This window comes from Pseudomonas sp. IT-P44, from assembly GCF_949768225.1.
Lineage (GTDB): Bacteria > Pseudomonadota > Gammaproteobacteria > Pseudomonadales > Pseudomonadaceae > Aquipseudomonas > Aquipseudomonas migulae.
On the sequence record NZ_CATKQM010000101.1, the window covers coordinates 26,303 to 45,453 of the forward strand.

Here is a 19,151-nt window from a genome sequence, read left to right on the forward strand (position 1 = left end):
GCGGGCTTGCTCGCGAAGGCGTAAGTACCATCAACACAAATTCTTCAGGCCTCATCCAAAGGTACGCGCACACTCAACGTCGTGCCCTCCCCCGGCTCACTTTCAAGCGACAGCTCCCCGCCCATGATCAACACCCGCTCGCGCATGCCCACAACCCCGAAGGATGTTGGCCGGCCAGTAGCGGCGACAAATCCTACGCCATCATCGCTGACAGTCAGACACAACTCGTCGCCCTCAAGCGTCAATGTCAGTTCAACAGTATGCGCCTGGGCATGCCGCATGACATTGGTCAGCGCTTCCTGAAGGATCCGGAACAAGCCGATCGCCTTGGCATCGCTGAGCACCGGCAAGTTCTCCGGTACTTGCACCAGACACGGAATCTGCGTGCGCGCCTCGAAACGCCGGGCCTGCCATTCGATGGCCGAAGCAATCCCGGCATCGAGAATCGGTGGCCGCAGTGCCGTGGCCACATCGCGCACCAGTTGGAACAACTGAGCGATCAAGCGCTTCATGCTGTTCAAACGTTCATTCAGACCTGGGTCGAGCTGGGCGTAGGCCAGTTCGCACATGGACGTTTCCAGTTTCAGCACGGTCAACATCTGACCCAACTCGTCGTGAACTTCCCTGGCGATGCGCGCCTTTTCCTCTTCTCGCACGCTCTCCAGGTGTGCGGACAATTCACGCAATTGCTCACGGGAGCTGGCCAGTTCCAGCTCGATGCGCTTGCTCTCGCTGATGTCCCAGACGATGCCGTCCCAGACATAGGTGCCGTCATCGAGGCGACGCGTGATGGCCTTGATCTCGGCCCAACGCTGATCGCCCTGGCGCGTGAGAATCCGCCCTTGCCACGACCAGTCACTGTCAGTGTCCAGCGCATGATCCTGCGTCTGGTGGTAACTGGCCTTGTCGTCCGGATGCACCAGGCTGCGCAGGCCTTTGTCGCGGTGGGCCAGGGTCGCCGGCGAGTAACCGACCAGGCTCTCGCTGCCCTCACTGATGTAGGCAAAGTCGATCTGCCCTGTCATCGGTGCCCGCTCCAGGCGAAAGACCAATCCCGGTACGTTGGCAGCGATCCCTTGCAGACGCGCCTCGCTTTCCTGCAACGCGGCCAGCGCACGACGACGCTCGGTGACGTCGTTGAGGTAGACCACCAGGTATTCGCCATCGCGAAAACGCAGGAAGCTCAACGACACATCCGTCGGCAGAATACTGCCATCGGCTCGCAGGCAATTGGTTTCAAAGCTGAGAGGCCCTTCTTCACTGGCGCGGGCGCGTTTCCACAGGTTCAGCCAGCGGTCCATGTGCAGACCCGGTTCAAAGTCGATCAACGGCCGATCGATGATGCCACCCGACGGATAGCCGAGCATGGTTTCCGCGGCGCGGTTGGCGTAGCGCACATGGCTGTCCCAGTTGACCCAGAGAATGCCAACGGTGCTCTGGTCGATAGAAAACTGGGTGAGGCGCAGCGCTTCTTCGCTGGCGGCACGCAAGGCAATGTCTTCCCGTGCTACCAGCAACCGCTGCTCAAGACTGTGTTGCTGCCGACGCTGCCAGACCACGATCGCCATGCAGCTCAGCATCAACACCGCCAACAGCAGGCAGAGGTTCTGCCAGAAACCCGGCGACTCGGTCAGTCGCGGGTATTTGGCTTGCAGCCATTGGTTGTGCAGTTGTTCCAGGTCTTTGGCGGGGATCGCCCGCAGCGCGCTTTCGATGATGCCGGCGAGTTCCGGCCAGTCCCGCCGTGTAGCCACGCGCAGCAGTTGCGGCAGGCCAATATCACCGACCACCACCAACCCGGCAAACTCCGGTTCGACAGACAAACGCCCGAATTGCGCTTCGTCGACCACGGCATAACTGGCCTGCTGACTCAACAACAGTTGCAGTGCCTGACGCTCGATCGGCACGCCCTGGAGGTTCAAGTGCGGGTAATTGCTGCGCAGGTAATCGGCGGTGGCGCTGGGCATGCGTACGGCGACGCGGGTCTGGCTATCGAGTTTTTCCAACTCGACCACGCCGGCGCCCTTCTGGTCGCTGACCACCAGTTGCGGCACCCGCATGTATGGATCGGAAAACTGCCACAGGCGCAGGCCGCCGGGGGTTTGCGCCAACCCCGGAGCGATGTCGATTTCACCTTCGCGCGCGGCGGCTTCCAGTTGCGCAAGGTCGGGATAGTTACGCCAGCTCAGCTCGACCTTGAGCGCTTTTGCCAGCCATTTCATCAGCTCGACGTTAACCCCGGACAACCGCTGCAAGCGGCGATCGTATTGCGCATAGGGCACTTGCAACACCAGTCCGACGCGTAATTCATTATGTTGCGCGAGCCATTGCTGTTGGCTCGCAGACAACTGCGCGATGTGCTCCGGTGGCGCAGGCGCCGCCCAGCCCATCAAGGGAAACCACAAACAGCCGATAACCCACAGACAGCAAAAACGCATCATTGAAATCTCACACACTGACAAATACTGACCAACCCATTAGGCTGCCGGAACCACTTCTGGCCTGGAATATCCGATGCCCCCTGTCTACCGCCTGGCACTGCCAGCATTGTGCCTGTCGCTGATCCTGCCTTGCGCCTTTTCCGTCGAGGCCGCAGACCCGGCACCGGCCGCCGCGGAAAAACCCGCAGAAGAAAAACCGGTTGAACGTCAGCCGCTGCTTGAGCGTAGTCAGGAAGAAGCGGCAGCACTTGAGCGAAAAATCCCCGCTCAGGAACAGCAACAACTCCAAGCCGGCAGCGACACGTTTCTGGCCTTGTGGAAACCGGCCAATACCGCTGACCCCAAGGGTGCGGTGATTATCATCCCGGGCGCGGGCGAAACCGTTGACTGGCCGCAGGCAATCGGCCCGTTGCGGCGCCAATTGCCGGACGCCGAGTGGAGCAGCCTGAGTATCACCTTGCCAGACGTGCAAAGCGATGCCATTGCGCCACGTATTGTTGAAGTAACGCCATCGCCCAAAGCACCCGATGCCGGCAGCAAGGACTCGACCACGGCGGCGCCCATCGAGCAGGCGGCGGGCGGTGAAGCGGAGGTGGCCGACAAGGCCATTGCTGAAACCAGCGATGAACAGGTCAAAGCTGACGCCGAACGAATTTTTGCACGCATCGATGCGGCTGTTGCCTACGCCGAACAGCAGAGCGCTCGCAGCATCGTGGTGCTGGGGCATGGCACCGGCGCTTACTGGGCCGCGCGTTATCTAAGCGAGAGGCAGCCCTCGCAAGTCGAGAAGTTCGCGATGGTCGCCGCGCAGACGCCCGTGGCAGCGAAACCTGGCCTGGCTGAGCTGACGCCGACACTAAAACTGCCCACCGCCGACATCTTCTATAAGGACAAGCCGCTGGACCGCAATGCAGCTCTGGAACGCTTGCAGGCCAGCAAGCGCTTGAAGGGTTCGGCGTTCAGTCAGGTATCGCTCAAGGCGTTGCCGGGTGACTCGAAAGCAGAGCAAGAGCAGTTGGTTCGCCGGGTGCGGGGCTGGTTGAATCCTCAGGCTGCGGCGGACTGATAGACCGAGGCGCGCCCTTCGCGGGCAAGTCGGATCGCCGCACCGCTCGCTCCTACAGGACTTCATCGTACCTGTAGGAGCGAGGCTTGCCCGCGAAGGCGTCATCACTGACGACGCATCACTTGAAATCCCGCCGCTGACGAATCAACGTATAGGCGTTATGCAATTCGCGCGTCTTGTCCGTCGCCTCGCGCACCTGCAACGCTGTCGCACCGCTGCCGGCAATTTTGTCCGGATGATGACGACTCAGCAGGCGCCGATAGGCGCGTTTGATCTGCGCCGGTTCGGTGGTGGCAGACACACCCAACAGCGACAACGCTTCCTGATAAGTAATGGCAGTGCCGGCCGACGATTGCTTGTGCGGCTCATAGTCAGACGCCAGCGCCTGCACCTGGTACGACGTCCAGCCCAGCCATTTACCCCATTGGCGAATCAATTCGCGCTCGGCATGCCCGGCACGACCATCGGCCCAGACCATTCGCCAACAGGCGCGCAATACGCCTTCCGCCGCGTGGGGTTGCTCACTCAAGCGTCGCAGATAACCACGCAACCGGTCACGGCCCGACTTGCCGCGGTTGAACGCGGCAATCGCCCGACGCTTGGCCGACTCGGACATGTCCAGTGCCTGCATTTCCAGGCGCGCCTGCTGGATATGCCCGTCGACCACTCGCCCATCGCATTTGGCCAGCCGTCCCAGCAATACGAACAGCAGCTCATCGTTGCGCAGCACCGGCCTGCCACCGAGCTTTTCACGCAAATGCCCCCACGAATGCAATTGCAGGTGCCGATCCAGCGCCTGCCCCAATAAAGCGCCGAGCAAGGCCCCCGGAATGCTGGCAATGGCAAAGCCCGCTCCGGCTCCAATCAGAGTCCCTGGCCACAGCATCTCAGCGACTCGCTTCAATCAGAGTTTCAACTTCCGCCAGACGCTCGTGAGTTCCGACATCCACCCACCGTCCGCTCAGCCGCTCACCCGAGACTTGCCCATCGGCCATGGCCGTGCGCAGCAGCGGTGCAAGCTTGAACGCCCCGGCGGTGTGCCCGTCGAACAGCTGCGGATGCAACACTGCAATGCCGCTGTAAGTCAGGGTCGGCGAATCTGCCTGGCCGTCGTGCACTTGCCCGTCGACCAGCGTGAAATCGCCTGCCGGGTGGTGGCTCGGGTTATCCGCCAACACCAGATGCGCCAGGCCGCTGATGGGTTGATGCAAGACGCTGAAGTCATAGTCGGTCCAGATATCACCGTTGACCACCACAAACGCCTCATCACCCAACAATGGCAATGCACGGAAAATCCCGCCACCGGTCTCCAGCGGTTCACCTTCGGGCGAGTACTGGATACTCACGCCATAACGCGAGCCATCGCCCAGATAGTCTTCGATCTGCTGTCCCAGCCAGGCATGGTTGATCACGATTTCGGTAAACCCGGCAGCGGCCAGCGCGCGCAGGTGATACTCGATCAGCGGCACCCCGCCAGCGCGGACCAGCGGTTTTGGCGTGGTCAGGGTCAGCGGGCGCATGCGCTCGCCTTTGCCCGCAGCCAGAATCATTGCCTTCATGCATTCACTCCAGCACGCAGACTCAGCAGCAACACATCCAGTTCCGCCAGTTCAGGACGGCGGGCGATCACTGCTTCTATATAAGCAAAGAAGCGCGGCACGTCGGCGAGGTAACGCGGCTTGCCATCGCGATGGCAGATGCGGGCGAAGATACCGATGACTTTCAGGTGACGCTGCACGCCCATCAGGTCGCTGGCGCGCAGGAAGTCTTCGAAGTCTGGCTGGACGGGAATGCCGAGGGCACCCGCTTGCTGCCAGTAATCTTGCAGCCAACCGTGCACACGCTCCTCGGGCCAGCTCAGGAACGCGTCCTTGAACAGGCAGGTCACGTCATAGGTCACCGGGCCATAGACCGCATCCTGGAAATCCAGCACGCCGGGATTCGGCTCGCTGAGCATCAGGTTGCGCGGCATGTAGTCGCGATGCACCAGGACTTTCGGTTGCGCCAGGGCGCTGTCGATCAGCAGCTGCGACACGTTCTGCCAGAGCATTTGCTGCGCAGCGTCGAACTCGATGCCCAACTCACGCTTCACAAACCACTCGGGGAACAATTCCAGCTCGCGACGCAGCAGCGCCACGTCATAACTCGGCAGCGGAGCAACCATCGGCAACTGCTGAAAAGCCAACAGAGCCTGCAAGGCATCCTTGAACAAATCGTCGGCATTTTCGCTGTCGATAACGTCCAGATAGGTCTTGTTGCCCAGGTCATTGAGCAAAAGAAAACCGCGCTCGAGGTCTTCGGCATAAATTTTCGGCACATTTATTCCGGATTTCGCCAGCAAAAAAGCGATATCCACGAAGGGTTTGCAGTTTTCCTGGGGCGGCGGCGCGTCCATTACGACGAAACTTTTGCCGCCGCCTTCCCAACGGAAATAGCGCCGAAAACTCGCATCACTGCTGGCCGCGGTCAACGTGGCCGGGGGTACGGCGCCCCACCTCTGCTCTGCAAAGAGGGTCGCCAACTGCTCATCGAGCCAAACTTTCAGGTGTTGCAAACGTACATCTTGGTCAGGCATTGCAAGGGTCTCCGACGGCGCTAGCCGTCAAGCGGGTCATGCTTTATTATCCAGCATCTTTTTCAGACCATCGAGAGGCGTGCGGCCCACACCGCGGGCAGATGGCACGCAGGAAGCCCGGACTAATAAGATGGCATTGAAATCCCCCGCGTTTCGTAAAAAATTTCCGTTGTTGGTCACTGGCAGTCTGCTGGCCCTGCAACCTCTAGCCACTTCGTTCGTGGTCGCCGCGGAACAGTATGACTGCTCAGTCTCTGCTTCGGGTGCCTGGAACTGTGCGCCCAAGACGTCGGCGGCTGCATTGCCACCGCGTCCCATCCATGAGGGCAGCGCAGTCTCCGCAACCGGTGAAGCACCTACCGAGAGCGGCGCCAGTGAAGACACCGGCACCAAGCCTGTGCTGGTCACCGAATCCAAAGGCCGCGCCCTCAAGTCCCGTAGCGCAGACTACAGTCACCTCGACTGGGTTCCGCGCGAGAATCTCACTGCAGCGCAATTGGCCGAAACCGGTCCTTACTGCTCTGGTTCCTATATCGAACCAATTCGTCCTGGCATGAATGACAAGACGAATAAAAGTGACGCCCCGACGTTTGTCGGTGCCAAGGCTTCTCGCTACAAGCAGGATGAACAGATCGCTACCCTGGCCGGTGACGTGGTCCTGCGTCAGGGCAGCATGCAGGCCGAAGCCGACGAAGCGAACCTCTACCAGGCCGAGAGCCGTGGCGAGCTGGACGGCAACGTGCGCATTCGCGACAACGGCGCGCTGATCGTCGGCGACCACGCCGAAGTGCAGCTCGACACCGGCGAAGCCAAGGTCGACAACGCCGAATACGTGATGCACAAATCCCGTATCCGCGGTAACGCGCTGTACGCCAAGCGTGCCGAAAACGCGATCATCCGCCTCAAGGATGGTACGTACACCACGTGCGAACCGAACAGCAACGCCTGGCAGCTCAAGGGCAACAACATCACCTTGAACCCGGCGACCGGTTTCGGTACCGCGACCAACGTGACGCTGCGGGTCAAGGACATTCCGGTTCTGTACACGCCGTACATCTACTTCCCGATCGACGACCGTCGTCAGTCCGGCTTCCTGCCGCCAACCATTGGCAGCGGCAGCGACACTGGCTTCCTGTTGGTCACCCCGTACTACTTCAACCTGGCGCCGAACTACGACGCCACGTTGTACCCGCGCTACATGAGCAAGCGCGGCCTGTTGATGGAAGGCGAGTTCCGTTACCTGACCAAGTCCACCGAAGGTCAGTTCGGCGCCGCGTACCTCAACGACGAGAACGACGATCGCAAGCTTCAAACGGATTCCGAAAAAACCCGCTACATGTACAACTGGCAGCACAAGGGCGGTCTCGACTCGCGAGTATTCACGCAGGTCGACTACACCAAGATCAGCGATCCGTATTACTTCCAGGATCTGCAGACCGACCAGCTTGGCGTGAAGTCGTCCGATTACGTGAACCAGCAGGGCTCTGTCAGCTATCGTGGCGACAGCTACGTTGCACGCCTCAATGCCCAGGCCTATCAGCTGGCGACCGTATCGAACATCACACCGTACGACCGCTTGCCACAGCTCACCTTCAACGGTCAGTTGCCAACGCACCCGAACGGTTTGAATTTCGACTACGAAACAGAAATCGTGCGATTCGAGCGCGACCTGAAAACGGGCTCGTTCTCCGATGAAGACGGCAACCTGTCGCCTCGTCTGGACACCAACGTAGCGGGCCTGGCTCGTGCCAACGGTAATCGTCTGAACCTCAAGCCAGGCGTGAGCCTGCCGCTGGACTGGACGTATGGCTTCGTCAAGCCATCGCTCAAATATCAATACACCCAGTACGACCTGGATCTCGATGGCACCGGTAAAAACGACCTCCTGACGAACCGCAATAACGCTTCGGCGCTTGGCGAGTCGTTCAGCAGCTCGCAAAACCGCGGCGTCCCGATCGCCAGCGTCGACAGCGGCCTGTATTTCGATCGCAACACCTCCTGGTTCGGCAAGAACTACCGCCAGACCTTGGAACCACGCCTGTTCTACCTGTATGTCCCTGAAGAAGACCAGAAGGACATTCCGGTTTTCGACACCGGCGAGTACACCTTCAACTATGCGTCGCTGTTCCGCGACAACCGCTTCTCGGGCTCCGACCGCGTCGGCGACGAGAACAAACTGTCGCTGGGCGTGACCAGCCGCTGGATCGAAGAAAACGGCTTTGAACGTCAACGCATCAGCGTCGGCCAGGCCTTGTACTTCAAGGATCGCGAAGTCCAGTTGCCGGGTATCGACGCAAAAACCCGCGCAGATGCGCAGGCCAACGTTTCTCCGTATGCGCTGGAATACGAATACCGCTGGAACCGCGATTGGCGCACGACTGCCGATTACAACTGGGATCCGGACAGCCACAGCCCTCGCTCGGGCAGTGCGATGTTCCACTACCAGCCTGAAGACAACCCGAACAAGGTCATCAACGCCGGCTATCGCTATCGCAATGACCAGGTCCGTTACGACCAGAACACCGGCCAATGGTCGGTGGGCGGTGGTGACTACGGCACGCCGGGCACCCCGGGTTACGTGAAGGACTACTACAAGATCCAGCAGCACGACTTCTCGGTGATCTGGCCGATCGTGCCGCAATGGAACGCCATCAGCCGCTGGCAGTATGACTACAACCAGAACCGTACCCTGGAAGCCTTCGGTGGTTTCGAGTACGACAACTGCTGCTGGAAACTGCGCCTGATCAACCGTTACTGGGTTTCCTATGACGAATTCAGTCAGGAAGTTCCGCAAAACGAAAAAGGCGACCATGGCATCTTCCTCCAAATCGTTCTGAAAGGTCTCGGCGGCGTTGTTGGCCAAAAAGTAGAGAGCTTCCTCGACAAAGGCATCCAAGGTTATCGTGAACGTGAAGACCAAGCTTTCTGATTGTCTGCGCCCGCTGATGCTGGGCGCGCTGTTCCTGGGTACTGCGGCGAATGCCGCGGTACAGTCCATCGATAAAGTGGTGGCCATTGTCGACAACGATGTGGTCATGCAGAGCCAGCTGGACCAACGTGTTCATGAAGTTCAGCAAACCATCGCCAAACGCGGTTCTGCTGCGCCGCCGGCCAGCGTGCTGGATCAGCAGGTGCTTGAGCGCCTGATCGTCGAAAACCTGCAACTGCAGATCGGCGAACGCTCCGGCATTCGCATCACCGATGAAGAGCTGAATCAGGCGGTCGGCACCATTGCCCAGCGCAATAACATGTCGATCGATCAATTCCGCGCGGCCCTGACTCGTGATGGCCTGTCTTATGAAGACGCTCGCGAGCAGATTCGTCGTGAAATGATCATCAGCCGCGTGCGTCAACGCCGTGTGGCTGAGCGCATTCAAGTGTCCGAGCAGGAAGTGAAGAACTTCCTCGCTTCCGACCTTGGCAAAATGCAGCTGTCCGAAGAGTTCCGCTTGGCCAACATCCTGATTCCTACACCGGAAAGTGCTAATTCCGATGCGATTCAGAGTGCTGCCAAACAGGCCGACGCGGTTTACCAGCAGCTCAAGCAAGGCGCTGACTTCGCTCAGTTGGCAATCGCCAAATCCGCCAGCGAAACCGCACTGGAAGGCGGCGACATGGGCTGGCGTAAAGCCGCTCAATTGCCACCTCCGTTCGATCGCATGCTGAGCACCATGTCGGTCGGCGATGTCACCCAGCCGATGCGTACGCCGGGCGGCTTCATCATCCTGAAGATCCTCGACAAGCGTGGCGGCGAGACCCAGACCCGTGACGAAGTACACGTGCGTCATATCCTGGTCAAACCTAGCCCGATCCGCGACGAAGCAAAAACCAAGGCCCTGGCCCAATCGCTCTACACCCGTATCGAATCGGGCGAAGATTTCGGCGAACTGGCGAAAAGCTTCTCGGAAGACCCGGGTTCCGCCCTCAACGGCGGCGACCTGAACTGGATCGACCCGAATGCATTGGTGCCCGAGTTCCGCGAAGTGATGGCCAAGACCCCGCAAGGTCAGCTGTCCAAGCCGTTCCAGACCCAATATGGCTGGCACGTCCTGGAAGTCCTTGGCCGCCGCGCCACGGACAGCACCACCCAGGCCCGTGAGCAGCAAGCAATGACCGTACTGCGTAACCGCAAATACGACGAAGAGCTGCAAACCTGGCTGCGTCAGATCCGTGACGAAGCGTACGTAGAGATCAAACTCCCTGGTGCAGACCAGGCAGCGCAGTGAAACCCCAACGTTTCGCGCTGACACCCGGCGAACCGGCCGGCATAGGTCCTGACCTGTGCCTGCTGGTTGCCTCGCAAGCCCAGCCACATCCCTTGATTGCCATTACCAGCCGCGACCTGCTCCTTGAGCGGGCCGCGCAGCTGGGCGTGGCTGTTGATTTGCTGCCGGTGACCCCGGACAGCTGGCCGGATGTCCCCGCGCCAGCCAACAGCCTGTATGTCTGGGATACACCGCTCAATGCGCCGGTGACTGCCGGTCAACTCGACAAAGCCAATGCCGCTTTCGTACTGGAAACCCTGACCCGCGCTGGTCAGGGCTGCCTGGACGGGCACTTCGCTGGCATGATCACCGCCCCTGTGCACAAGGGCGTGATCAACGAATCGGGTATCGCCTTTTCCGGGCATACAGAATTTCTCGCCGACCTGACGCAGACCGCGCAAGTAGTGATGATGCTTGCGACCCGCGGATTGCGCGTGGCGCTGGTCACCACTCACCTGCCCCTTCGCGAGATTGCCGATGCAATCACACCGGAGCGTCTGGAGCGGGTCACGCGGATTCTGCATGCCGACCTGCAACAAAAATTCGGCATCGCCCAGCCGCGTATCCTGGTGTGCGGGCTCAATCCCCATGCCGGCGAAGGTGGACACCTGGGCCATGAAGAAATCGACATCATCGAACCTACATTAGAGCGCCTGCGTGGCGAAGGCATGGACCTTCGCGGTCCCCTGCCCGCCGACACTCTGTTTACCCCCAAATATCTGGAGCACTGCGACGCGGTGCTGGCGATGTACCACGACCAGGGCTTGCCTGTGCTGAAATACAAAGGCTTCGGCGCAGCAGTCAACGTGACCCTCGGCTTGCCGATCATCCGCACGTCGGTCGACCACGGCACCGCCCTGGACCTGGCCGGCAGCGGCAAAATCGACACCGGCAGCCTGCAAGTCGCCCTGGAAACCGCCTACCAGATGGCCGAGACCCGTTTATGACCGAGCATTACCAACACAAGGCGCGCAAACGCTTTGGCCAGAACTTCCTGCACGATGCCGGCGTTATCGACCGCATCCTGCGCTCCATCCATGCCAAGCCCGAAGACCGCCTGCTGGAAATCGGTCCGGGCCAGGGTGCGCTGACCCAGGGCCTGCTGAACAGCGGTGCCCAGCTGGACGTAGTAGAGCTGGATAAAGACCTGATCCCGATCCTCAACCAGCAGTTCGCCGGCAAGAGCAATTTCAACCTGCACCAGGGTGATGCGCTGAAGTTCGACTTCAACAGCCTGAACGCTGCGCCGAACAGCCTGCGCGTGGTGGGCAACCTGCCTTACAACATCTCCACGCCGCTGATTTTCCACCTGCTGCACAACGCAGGCATCATTCGCGACATGCACTTCATGCTGCAGAAAGAAGTGGTCGAGCGTCTGGCGGCAGGCCCTGGCGGCGGTGACTGGGGGCGTCTGTCGATCATGGTCCAGTACCATTGTCGTGTAGAGCACTTGTTCAACGTTGGCCCCGGCGCATTCAACCCGCCGCCGAAAGTCGATTCTGCCATCGTGCGCCTGGTGCCTCACGCCGTACTGCCGCACCCGGCCAAGGATCACCGCTTGCTGGAGCGCGTCGTGCGCGAAGCCTTCAACCAGCGCCGCAAGACCCTGCGCAACACCCTCAAGTTGCTGCTGAGCAACGACGAAATCGCCGCCGCCGGTGTCGACGGCAGCCTGCGTCCGGAGCAGCTCGATCTGGCCGCCTTCGTACGCTTGGCCGACAAGCTCAGCGAACAAGTCCTACAGAAACCCGCCGCCGACTGACAGGCAACAAGCGTTATCGGGTAGGACACCAGCCCTCATGTCTGGTTTACTACCCGATACTTGGCCTAGACTGAGTTCCATCAGCTACGCCCCGCGTCCCGCTTCGTTTTTAAGGCCTCTTGAATGTCCGATCCTCGTTATCAGGTCGACGTCAGCGTCGTCACCCGCTATCTGGCAGAACAATCGCAACCCGAGCAAAACCGCTTTGCCTTCGCTTACACCATCACCGTGCACAACAATGGCGAATTACCGGCCAAGCTGTTGTCGCGGCACTGGGTGATCACCGATGGTGACGGGCATGTCGAGGAGGTTCGCGGTGCCGGCGTGGTTGGCCAACAGCCGTTGATCAAGGCAGGCGAGAGCCATACCTATAGCAGTGGCACGGTGATGACGACCAAGGTCGGCAACATGCAAGGCAGCTATCAAATGATTGCCGAAGACGGCAAACACTTCGACGCCATCATCGCTCCATTCCGCCTGGCGGTGCCCGGAGCCCTGCACTGATGGCGACGTACGCCGTTGGCGACCTGCAAGGTTGCCTCGAACCGTTGAAATGCCTGCTCAAGCAAGTCGCCTTCGACCCTGCCCGGGACAAACTGTGGCTGGTGGGCGATCTGGTCAACCGTGGCCCGCAGTCGCTGGAAACCTTGCGCTTCCTCTATAGCATTCGCGAATCACTGGTGTGCGTGCTCGGCAACCACGATCTTCATCTGCTGGCCGCCGGGCATAACATCGAACGCCTGAAGAAAGCCGACACCCTGCGCGAGATTCTCGAAGCACCGGATCGTGTGGAACTGCTGGAATGGGTGCGCCAGCAAAAGCTCATGCACTACGACGAGCAGCGCAACATCGCCTTGGTCCACGCCGGCATCCCCCCGCAATGGTCGCTGCGCAAAGCCCTGAAGTGCGCCGCCGAAGTCGAAGAAGCCCTGCGCGACGACAATCGCTTCACGCCTTACCTCGACGGCATGTACGGCAACGAACCGCTGAAATGGGACAGCGATCTCAAAGGCGTAACCCGCCTGCGTGTGATCACCAACTATTTCACCCGCATGCGTTTCTGCACCAGCGAAGGCAAACTCGACCTCAAGGGCAAGGAAGGCGTCGACACCGCGCCGCCAGGTTATGCGCCGTGGTTCACTTACAAGGAGCGCAAGACCAGGGACGTGAAGATCATCTTCGGCCACTGGGCAGCGCTCGAAGGTCAGTGCAACGAACCGGGCATCTTCGCCCTCGACACCGGTTGCGTCTGGGGCGGTTCGATGACTCTGATGAACGTCGACACCCTTGAACGCCTTCAGTGCAAATGCGACGAGCATGGCCACACCTTCCTGCCGTCAGTCGCCTCCCCTATTTCCGAACAAACGCCAGCCAGCGCCCGGCGCTAGACTGCGCTTTCAGCCGAGCCACAGGAGCCCGCCATGAGCGAATTCAAACGTATCCCCCCAGAACAGGCCCAGGCCCTGCGCGAACAAGGCGCAGTGGTGGTCGATGTTCGAGACCCGGCAACATTTGCCGCGCTGCACATCAGCGGCTCGAAGCATCTGGACAACCATTCCCTGCATGCTTTCATTCAGGGTGCAGACCTGGACGCACCGACGGTGGTGGTCTGCTATCACGGCAATTCCAGCCAGGGCGCAGCGGCCTACCTGATCAGCCAGGGTTTCTCCGATGTCTACAGCATGGACGGCGGTTTTGAGCTGTGGCGTACGACTTATCCTTCGGAAACTGCGCAAGGCACTTCCGAATAATTTTTTTGTAACGTGCAAGCCCCGGCTGCCGCGGGCTCGCGCGGTGGCAGACGAACGGTCTGCCACAACTAATTACGTATCTCGCCTTTACCTCCCGAATAAGCAACTATCCTTAAGCGCAGGCCATCCAAAACAGGGGAGAGCCGGTACACCGGCGCGCGGGTCATCGGGAGTAGCTTTCGGGGCGGTACGCTTTGAAAGGGTTCTGGGGGGTAAACAGCGACTGCATATCCGGTCGCTGCCAGCATCGACTGACTGATCCGGCGTCGGCTCCACGTATCGAGCGAGGTGACGTCATGAGTATCTTTAGCCACTTCCAACAACGCTTCGAGTCCACACGCCAGGAAGAACTCTCACTGCAAGAGTACCTGGAGCTGTGCAAAAAGGACCGCAGCGCCTACGTTTCCGCCGCCGAGCGTCTGTTGCTGGCCATCGGAGAACCGGAGCTGCTCGACACCTCGACCAACTCGAGGCTTTCGCGAATCTTTTCCAACAAGGTGATCCGCCGCTATCCGGCCTTTGAAGACTTCCACGGGATGGAAGAATGCATCGACCAGATCGTCTCGTATTTCCGCCATGCCGCTCAGGGTCTGGAAGAGAAAAAACAAATCCTCTATCTGCTCGGCCCCGTCGGCGGTGGTAAATCGTCCCTGGCCGAGAAGCTGAAACAGCTAATCGAGAAGGTGCCTTTCTACGCGATCAAAGGCTCGCCGGTTTTCGAATCTCCTTTGGGTCTGTTCAACGCCACCGAAGATGGCGCGATCCTCGAAGAAGACTTCGGCATTCCGCGGCGCTATCTCAACACCATCATGTCGCCATGGGCCACCAAACGCCTGGCCGAGTTCGGCGGCGACATCAGCCAGTTCCGCGTGGTGAAGCTCTATCCGTCGATCCTCAACCAGATCGCCGTGGCCAAAACCGAGCCGGGAGACGAAAACAACCAGGACATCTCGGCACTGGTGGGCAAGGTCGATATCCGCAAACTGGAAGAATTCCCGCAAAACGACGCCGACGCCTACAGCTATTCGGGCGCTCTGTGCCGGGCCAACCAGGGCCTGATGGAATTCGTCGAAATGTTCAAGGCACCGATCAAGGTGCTGCACCCATTGCTGACCGCCACCCAGGAAGGCAACTACAACAGCACCGAAGGTCTGGGGGCGATTCCGTTTACCGGGATCCTGCTGGCTCACTCCAACGAATCGGAATGGCACACCTTCCGCAACAACAAGAACAACGAAGCTTTCATCGACCGGATCTACATCGTCAAAGTGCCGTACTGCCTGCGGGTCAGCGACGAAGTGAAGATCTACGACAAGCTCTTGTTCAACAGCTCCCTGGCCAAGGCGCACTGCGCACCGGACACGCTGAAGATGCTCGCCCAGTTCACCGTGCTCTCGCGCCTCAAGGAGCCGGAAAACTCGAATATCTACTCCAAGATGCGGGTCTACGACGGTGAAAACCTCAAGGACACCGATCCAAAGGCCAAGTCGATCCAGGAATACCGCGACAATGCCGGTGTCGACGAAGGCATGAACGGCCTGTCGACCCGTTTCGCGTTCAAGATTCTGTCGAAGGTCTTCAACTTCGATCCGCACGAAATCGCCGCCAACCCGGTGCATTTGCTCTACGTGCTGGAACAACAGATCGAACAGGAACAATTCCAGGCTGAAACCCGCGAACGCTACCTGCGCTTCCTCAAGGAGTACCTGGCGCCGCGTTACATCGAGTTCATCGGCAAGGAAATCCAGACCGCCTACCTCGAGTCGTACAGCGAGTACGGCCAGAATATCTTCGATCGCTACGTGCTGTACGCCGACTTCTGGATCCAGGACCAGGAATACCGCGACCCGGAAACCGGCGAGATCCTCAATCGCGTGGCGCTGAACGAAGAACTGGAGAAAATCGAAAAACCGGCCGGTATCAGCAATCCGAAGGATTTCCGCAACGAAATCGTCAACTTCGTGCTGCGCGCCCGTGCCAACAACAACGGCAAAAACCCGACCTGGCTCAGCTACGAAAAACTGCGGGTGGTCATCGAGAAGAAAATGTTCTCCAACACCGAGGACCTCCTGCCCGTCATCAGCTTCAACGCCAAGGCGAGCAAAGAGGACCAGCAGAAACACAACGACTTCGTCACACGGATGGTCGAGCGGGGCTACACCGACAAACAGGTACGACTGCTGTCCGAGTGGTACCTGCGGGTCAGAAAATCACAATAACCCGCTGCCGGTCAGACCGGTTGTCGTCAGCCAGAGGCCTGTGTACGCATTTTCTGTTACACAGGCCTCTGGAAGGTGTTCGAAAGTCGGTAGCGAGTTCAGGCAGCATCCAAAGCGCTTGGGGGAGCGTTGAATATCCCTTGGCCTTCGGTCCGATGCTGCATCACCGCTCGCCCCTTTCAGGACAGCTTCTAAGGAGCAGTCATGAGCTATGTGATCGACCGACGTCTCAATGGCAAGAACAAGAGCACGGTGAACCGTCAGCGGTTTCTGCGGCGTTACCGTGATCACATCAAAAAGGCTGTCGAAGAGGCGGTCAGCCGGCGCTCCATCACCGACATGGAACACGGCGAACAGATCAGCATTCCCGGCCGCGACATCGACGAGCCGGTGCTTCACCACGGTCGCGGGGGCAAACAGACCGTCGTGCACCCCGGCAACAAAGAGTTCACCAGTGGCGAGCACATCGCCCGTCCGCCCGGAGGTGGCGGCGGCAGAGGGCCCGGCAAGGCTGGCAACTCGGGCGAAGGCATGGACGAGTTCGTCTTCCAGATCACCCAGGAAGAGTTCCTCGAGTTCATGTTCGAGGACCTGGAACTGCCCAATCTGGTCAAGCGCAACCTGACCGGCACCGATACCTTCAAAACCGTTCGTGCAGGCATCAGCAACGAAGGCAACCCGTCGCGGATCAACATCATCCGCACCTTGCGCTCGGCCCACGCCCGACGAATCGCCCTGTCCGGCAGCAGCCGGGCGAAACTGCGCGAAGCCAAAGAGGAATTGCTGCGACTCAGGCAGGAAGAACCGGACAACTTCGGCGATATTCAGGAAATCGAGGCGGAAATAGAAAAACTCAGTGCGCGCATTCATCGCATACCGTTCCTCGACACCTTCGACCTCAAGTACAACCTGCTGGTCAAGCAACCCAACCCCAGTTCGAAGGCGGTGATGTTCTGCCTGATGGACGTGTCCGGCTCCATGACCCAGGCGACCAAGGACATCGCCAAGCGTTTCTTTATCCTGCTGTACCTGTTCCTCAAGCGTAACTACGACAAGATTGACGTGGTTTTCATCCGCCACCACACCAGTGCCCGGGAAGTGGATGAGGAAGAATTCTTCTATTCCCGCGAAACCGGCGGCACCATCGTTTCCAGTGCGTTGAAACTGATGCAGGAGATCATGGCCGAACGCTATCCGAGCAACGAGTGGAACATCTACGCCGCCCAGGCTTCCGACGGCGATAACTGGAATGACGACTCGCCGATCTGCCGCGACATTCTGATCAACCAGATCATGCCGTTCGTGCAGTACTACACTTACGTTGAGATCACCCCGCGCGAACATCAGGCCCTGTGGTTCGAGTACGAGCGCATCGCCGAAGCCTTTTCTGACACTTTTGCCCAGCAACAACTGGTCTCGGCCGGGGATATCTATCCGGTCTTCCGTGAACTCTTCCAGCGCAGGTTAGTGACATGACCGCCAAAGAGCAGAAGCGCCAACCCATTTCCACCGGCTCCGAATGGACGTTCGAGCTGATCCAGGCCTACGACCGCGAAATCAGTCGTATCGCGGCTCGTTATGCGCTCGACACCTACCCTAACCAGATCGAAGTGATCACGGCCGAGCAGATGATGGATGCGTATGCCTCCGTCGGTATGCCGCTGGGTTATCACCATTGGTCGTACGGCAAACACTTCCTCAGCACCGAAAAATCCTACACTCGCGGGCAGATGGGGCTGGCGTACGAAATCGTGATCAACTCGGACCCCTGCATCGCCTACCTGATGGAAGAAAACACCATCTGCATGCAGGCGCTGGTGGTGGCTCACGCCTGCTACGGGCACAACAGCTTCTTCAAAGGCAACTACCTGTTTCGCACCTGGACCGACGCCAGCTCGATCATCGATTACCTGGTGTTCGCCAAGCAGTACATCATGCAGTGCGAAGAGCGCCACGGCATCGACGCGGTCGAGGACCTGCTGGACTCCTGCCATGCGCTGATGAACTACGGGGTTGACCGCTACAAACGCCCTTACCCGATTTCCGCCGAGGAAGAACGTCGTCGGCAAAAGGACCGGGAGGAGCATTTGCAGAAACAGATCAACGATCTGTGGCGCACCATTCCGAAAGGCGCGGACAAGTACAGCGACCGGGACAACGCACGCTTCCCCGCCGAACCGCAGGAAAATATCCTGTACTTCATCGAAAAACACGCGCCGCTGCTGGAGCCCTGGCAGCGGGAGATCGTGCGGATCGTGCGTAAGATCGCCCAGTATTTTTACCCGCAACGCCAGACTCAGGTGATGAACGAAGGCTGGGCCACGTTCTGGCATTACACCCTGATGAACGACCTGTACGACGAAGGCCTGGTCACCGACGGCTTCATGATGGAGTTCCTGACGTCCCACACCAGCGTGGTCTTCCAGCCGGGCTTCGACAGCCCGTACTACAACGGAATAAACCCCTACACCCTGGGCTTTGCCATGTACCGTGATATCCGGCGCATGTGTGAAACCCCCACCGAGGAAGATTATCGCTGGTTCCCGGAAATCGCCGGCACCGACTGGCTATCCACCATCAAGTTCGCCATGAGCAGCTTCAAGGATGAAAGCTTCATCCTGCAGTACCTGTCGCCGAAGGTGATCCGCGACCTGAAATTGTTCAGCATTCTCGATGATGACCAGAAGGACGACCTGCTGGTACCGGCCATCCACGACGAAGATGGCTACCGCACCATCCGTGAAACCCTGGCCGCGCAGTACAACCTGGGCAATCGCGAACCCAACATCCAGATCTACAGCATCGACCGCCGCGGAGACCGCTCCCTGACCCTGCGTCACCAGCAACACGACCGCAAACCGCTGGGCGAGTCCACCGAGGAAGTGCTTAAACACTTGCACCGCCTCTGGGGCTTCGACATTCACCTGGAAACCCTGCAAGGGGATCAGGTGATGAAAACCCACCACGTACCACCCAGAAGCGAGCACAGCGAAGGCGAATACGGCCGGCTGGACCTGGCTGTCATTCATCTTTGATCCTGTTCGTGCCTCCGCAAGCTCGACGCAACGGTTA

Annotated in this window: 15 protein-coding genes; 11 read left to right on the forward strand and 4 right to left on the reverse strand. The window is 59.4% G+C overall.

The features are described 5' to 3' along the window. Positions 1–44: 44 nt before the first annotated feature. Entirely contained in the window at positions 45–2,441 is a 2,397-nt protein-coding gene (locus ACM6IO_RS29200; protein ID WP_192229285.1) for a PAS domain S-box protein, read from the reverse strand. Between the two features lie 73 nt (positions 2,442–2,514). Here ACM6IO_RS29200 and ACM6IO_RS29205 point away from each other — a divergent pair, with 73 nt between their 5' ends. After that, positions 2,515–3,507, forward strand: coding sequence for an alpha/beta hydrolase family protein (locus tag ACM6IO_RS29205; protein ID WP_192229284.1), 993 nt, complete (start codon positions 2,515–2,517; stop codon positions 3,505–3,507). Between the two features lie 118 nt (positions 3,508–3,625). On the opposite strand, the gene ACM6IO_RS29210 is transcribed toward ACM6IO_RS29205, so the two are convergent. Genes ACM6IO_RS29210 through ACM6IO_RS29220 form a run of 3 tightly spaced genes read right to left on the reverse strand, consistent with a single transcriptional unit; the run spans position 3,626 to position 6,082 of the window. Beyond that, on the reverse strand, positions 3,626–4,393 hold the full coding sequence (locus ACM6IO_RS29210; protein WP_008035968.1) for a TerB family tellurite resistance protein: 768 nt from the start codon (positions 4,391–4,393) through the stop codon (positions 3,626–3,628). Between the two features lies 1 nt (position 4,394). Beyond that, positions 4,395–5,066 carry an N-acetylmuramate alpha-1-phosphate uridylyltransferase MurU gene (gene murU / locus ACM6IO_RS29215; RefSeq protein ID WP_223415943.1) on the reverse strand — a complete coding sequence of 224 codons (672 nt, stop codon included), beginning with the start codon at positions 5,064–5,066 and terminating at the stop codon, positions 4,395–4,397. After that, the gene (locus ACM6IO_RS29220) at positions 5,063–6,082 is read right to left on the reverse strand and encodes an aminoglycoside phosphotransferase family protein (protein ID WP_192229282.1); all 1,020 of its coding nucleotides are present in this window, start codon (positions 6,080–6,082) and stop codon (positions 5,063–5,065) included. Before ACM6IO_RS29220 ends, murU begins: the two co-directional genes overlap by 4 nt. Before the next feature lie 130 nt (positions 6,083–6,212). On the opposite strand from ACM6IO_RS29220, the gene ACM6IO_RS29225 reads away from it, so the two are divergent. The 10 genes from ACM6IO_RS29225 to ACM6IO_RS29270 all read left to right on the forward strand — a co-directional run bounded on the left by ACM6IO_RS29225 (position 6,213) and on the right by ACM6IO_RS29270 (position 19,114). Further along, on the forward strand, positions 6,213–9,011 hold the full coding sequence (locus ACM6IO_RS29225; protein ID WP_192229281.1) for an LPS-assembly protein LptD: 2,799 nt from the start codon (positions 6,213–6,215) through the stop codon (positions 9,009–9,011). After that, positions 8,992–10,308 carry a peptidylprolyl isomerase SurA gene (gene surA, locus ACM6IO_RS29230; RefSeq protein WP_192229280.1) on the forward strand — a complete coding sequence of 439 codons (1,317 nt, stop codon included), beginning with the start codon at positions 8,992–8,994 and terminating at the stop codon, positions 10,306–10,308. Before ACM6IO_RS29225 ends, surA begins: the two co-directional genes overlap by 20 nt. Further along, positions 10,305–11,294 (forward strand): 4-hydroxythreonine-4-phosphate dehydrogenase PdxA, encoded by a 990-nt coding sequence (gene pdxA / locus ACM6IO_RS29235; RefSeq protein ID WP_192229279.1) that lies wholly within the window; start codon positions 10,305–10,307, stop codon positions 11,292–11,294. Before surA ends, pdxA begins: the two co-directional genes overlap by 4 nt. Beyond that, on the forward strand, positions 11,291–12,109 hold the full coding sequence (gene rsmA / locus ACM6IO_RS29240; RefSeq protein ID WP_192229278.1) for a 16S rRNA (adenine(1518)-N(6)/adenine(1519)-N(6))-dimethyltransferase RsmA: 819 nt from the start codon (positions 11,291–11,293) through the stop codon (positions 12,107–12,109). Before pdxA ends, rsmA begins: the two co-directional genes overlap by 4 nt. A 123-nt stretch (positions 12,110–12,232) precedes the next feature. Beyond that, entirely contained in the window at positions 12,233–12,613 is a 381-nt protein-coding gene (gene apaG / locus ACM6IO_RS29245) for a Co2+/Mg2+ efflux protein ApaG (RefSeq protein ID WP_008027059.1), read from the forward strand. Continuing rightward, positions 12,613–13,497 (forward strand): symmetrical bis(5'-nucleosyl)-tetraphosphatase, encoded by an 885-nt coding sequence (locus ACM6IO_RS29250; protein WP_226298148.1) that lies wholly within the window; start codon positions 12,613–12,615, stop codon positions 13,495–13,497. Before apaG ends, ACM6IO_RS29250 begins: the two co-directional genes overlap by 1 nt. Before the next feature lie 33 nt (positions 13,498–13,530). Then, positions 13,531–13,860, forward strand: a complete 330-nt coding sequence (gene glpE, locus ACM6IO_RS29255; protein ID WP_008027054.1) for a thiosulfate sulfurtransferase GlpE — start codon at positions 13,531–13,533, stop codon at positions 13,858–13,860. Between the two features lie 296 nt (positions 13,861–14,156). Further along, a complete protein-coding gene (locus ACM6IO_RS29260) occupies positions 14,157–16,079 on the forward strand; it encodes a PrkA family serine protein kinase (protein WP_008027052.1) in 1,923 nt (640 codons plus the stop codon). Positions 16,080–16,283: 204 nt separating this feature from the next. Beyond that, positions 16,284–17,555, forward strand: coding sequence for a YeaH/YhbH family protein (locus ACM6IO_RS29265; protein ID WP_008035961.1), 1,272 nt, complete (start codon positions 16,284–16,286; stop codon positions 17,553–17,555). Then, positions 17,552–19,114: a SpoVR family protein gene (locus ACM6IO_RS29270; protein WP_008027050.1), complete on the forward strand. Its 1,563-nt coding sequence runs from the start codon at positions 17,552–17,554 to the stop codon at positions 19,112–19,114. Before ACM6IO_RS29265 ends, ACM6IO_RS29270 begins: the two co-directional genes overlap by 4 nt. The last annotated feature ends 37 nt before the right edge of the window (positions 19,115–19,151 follow it).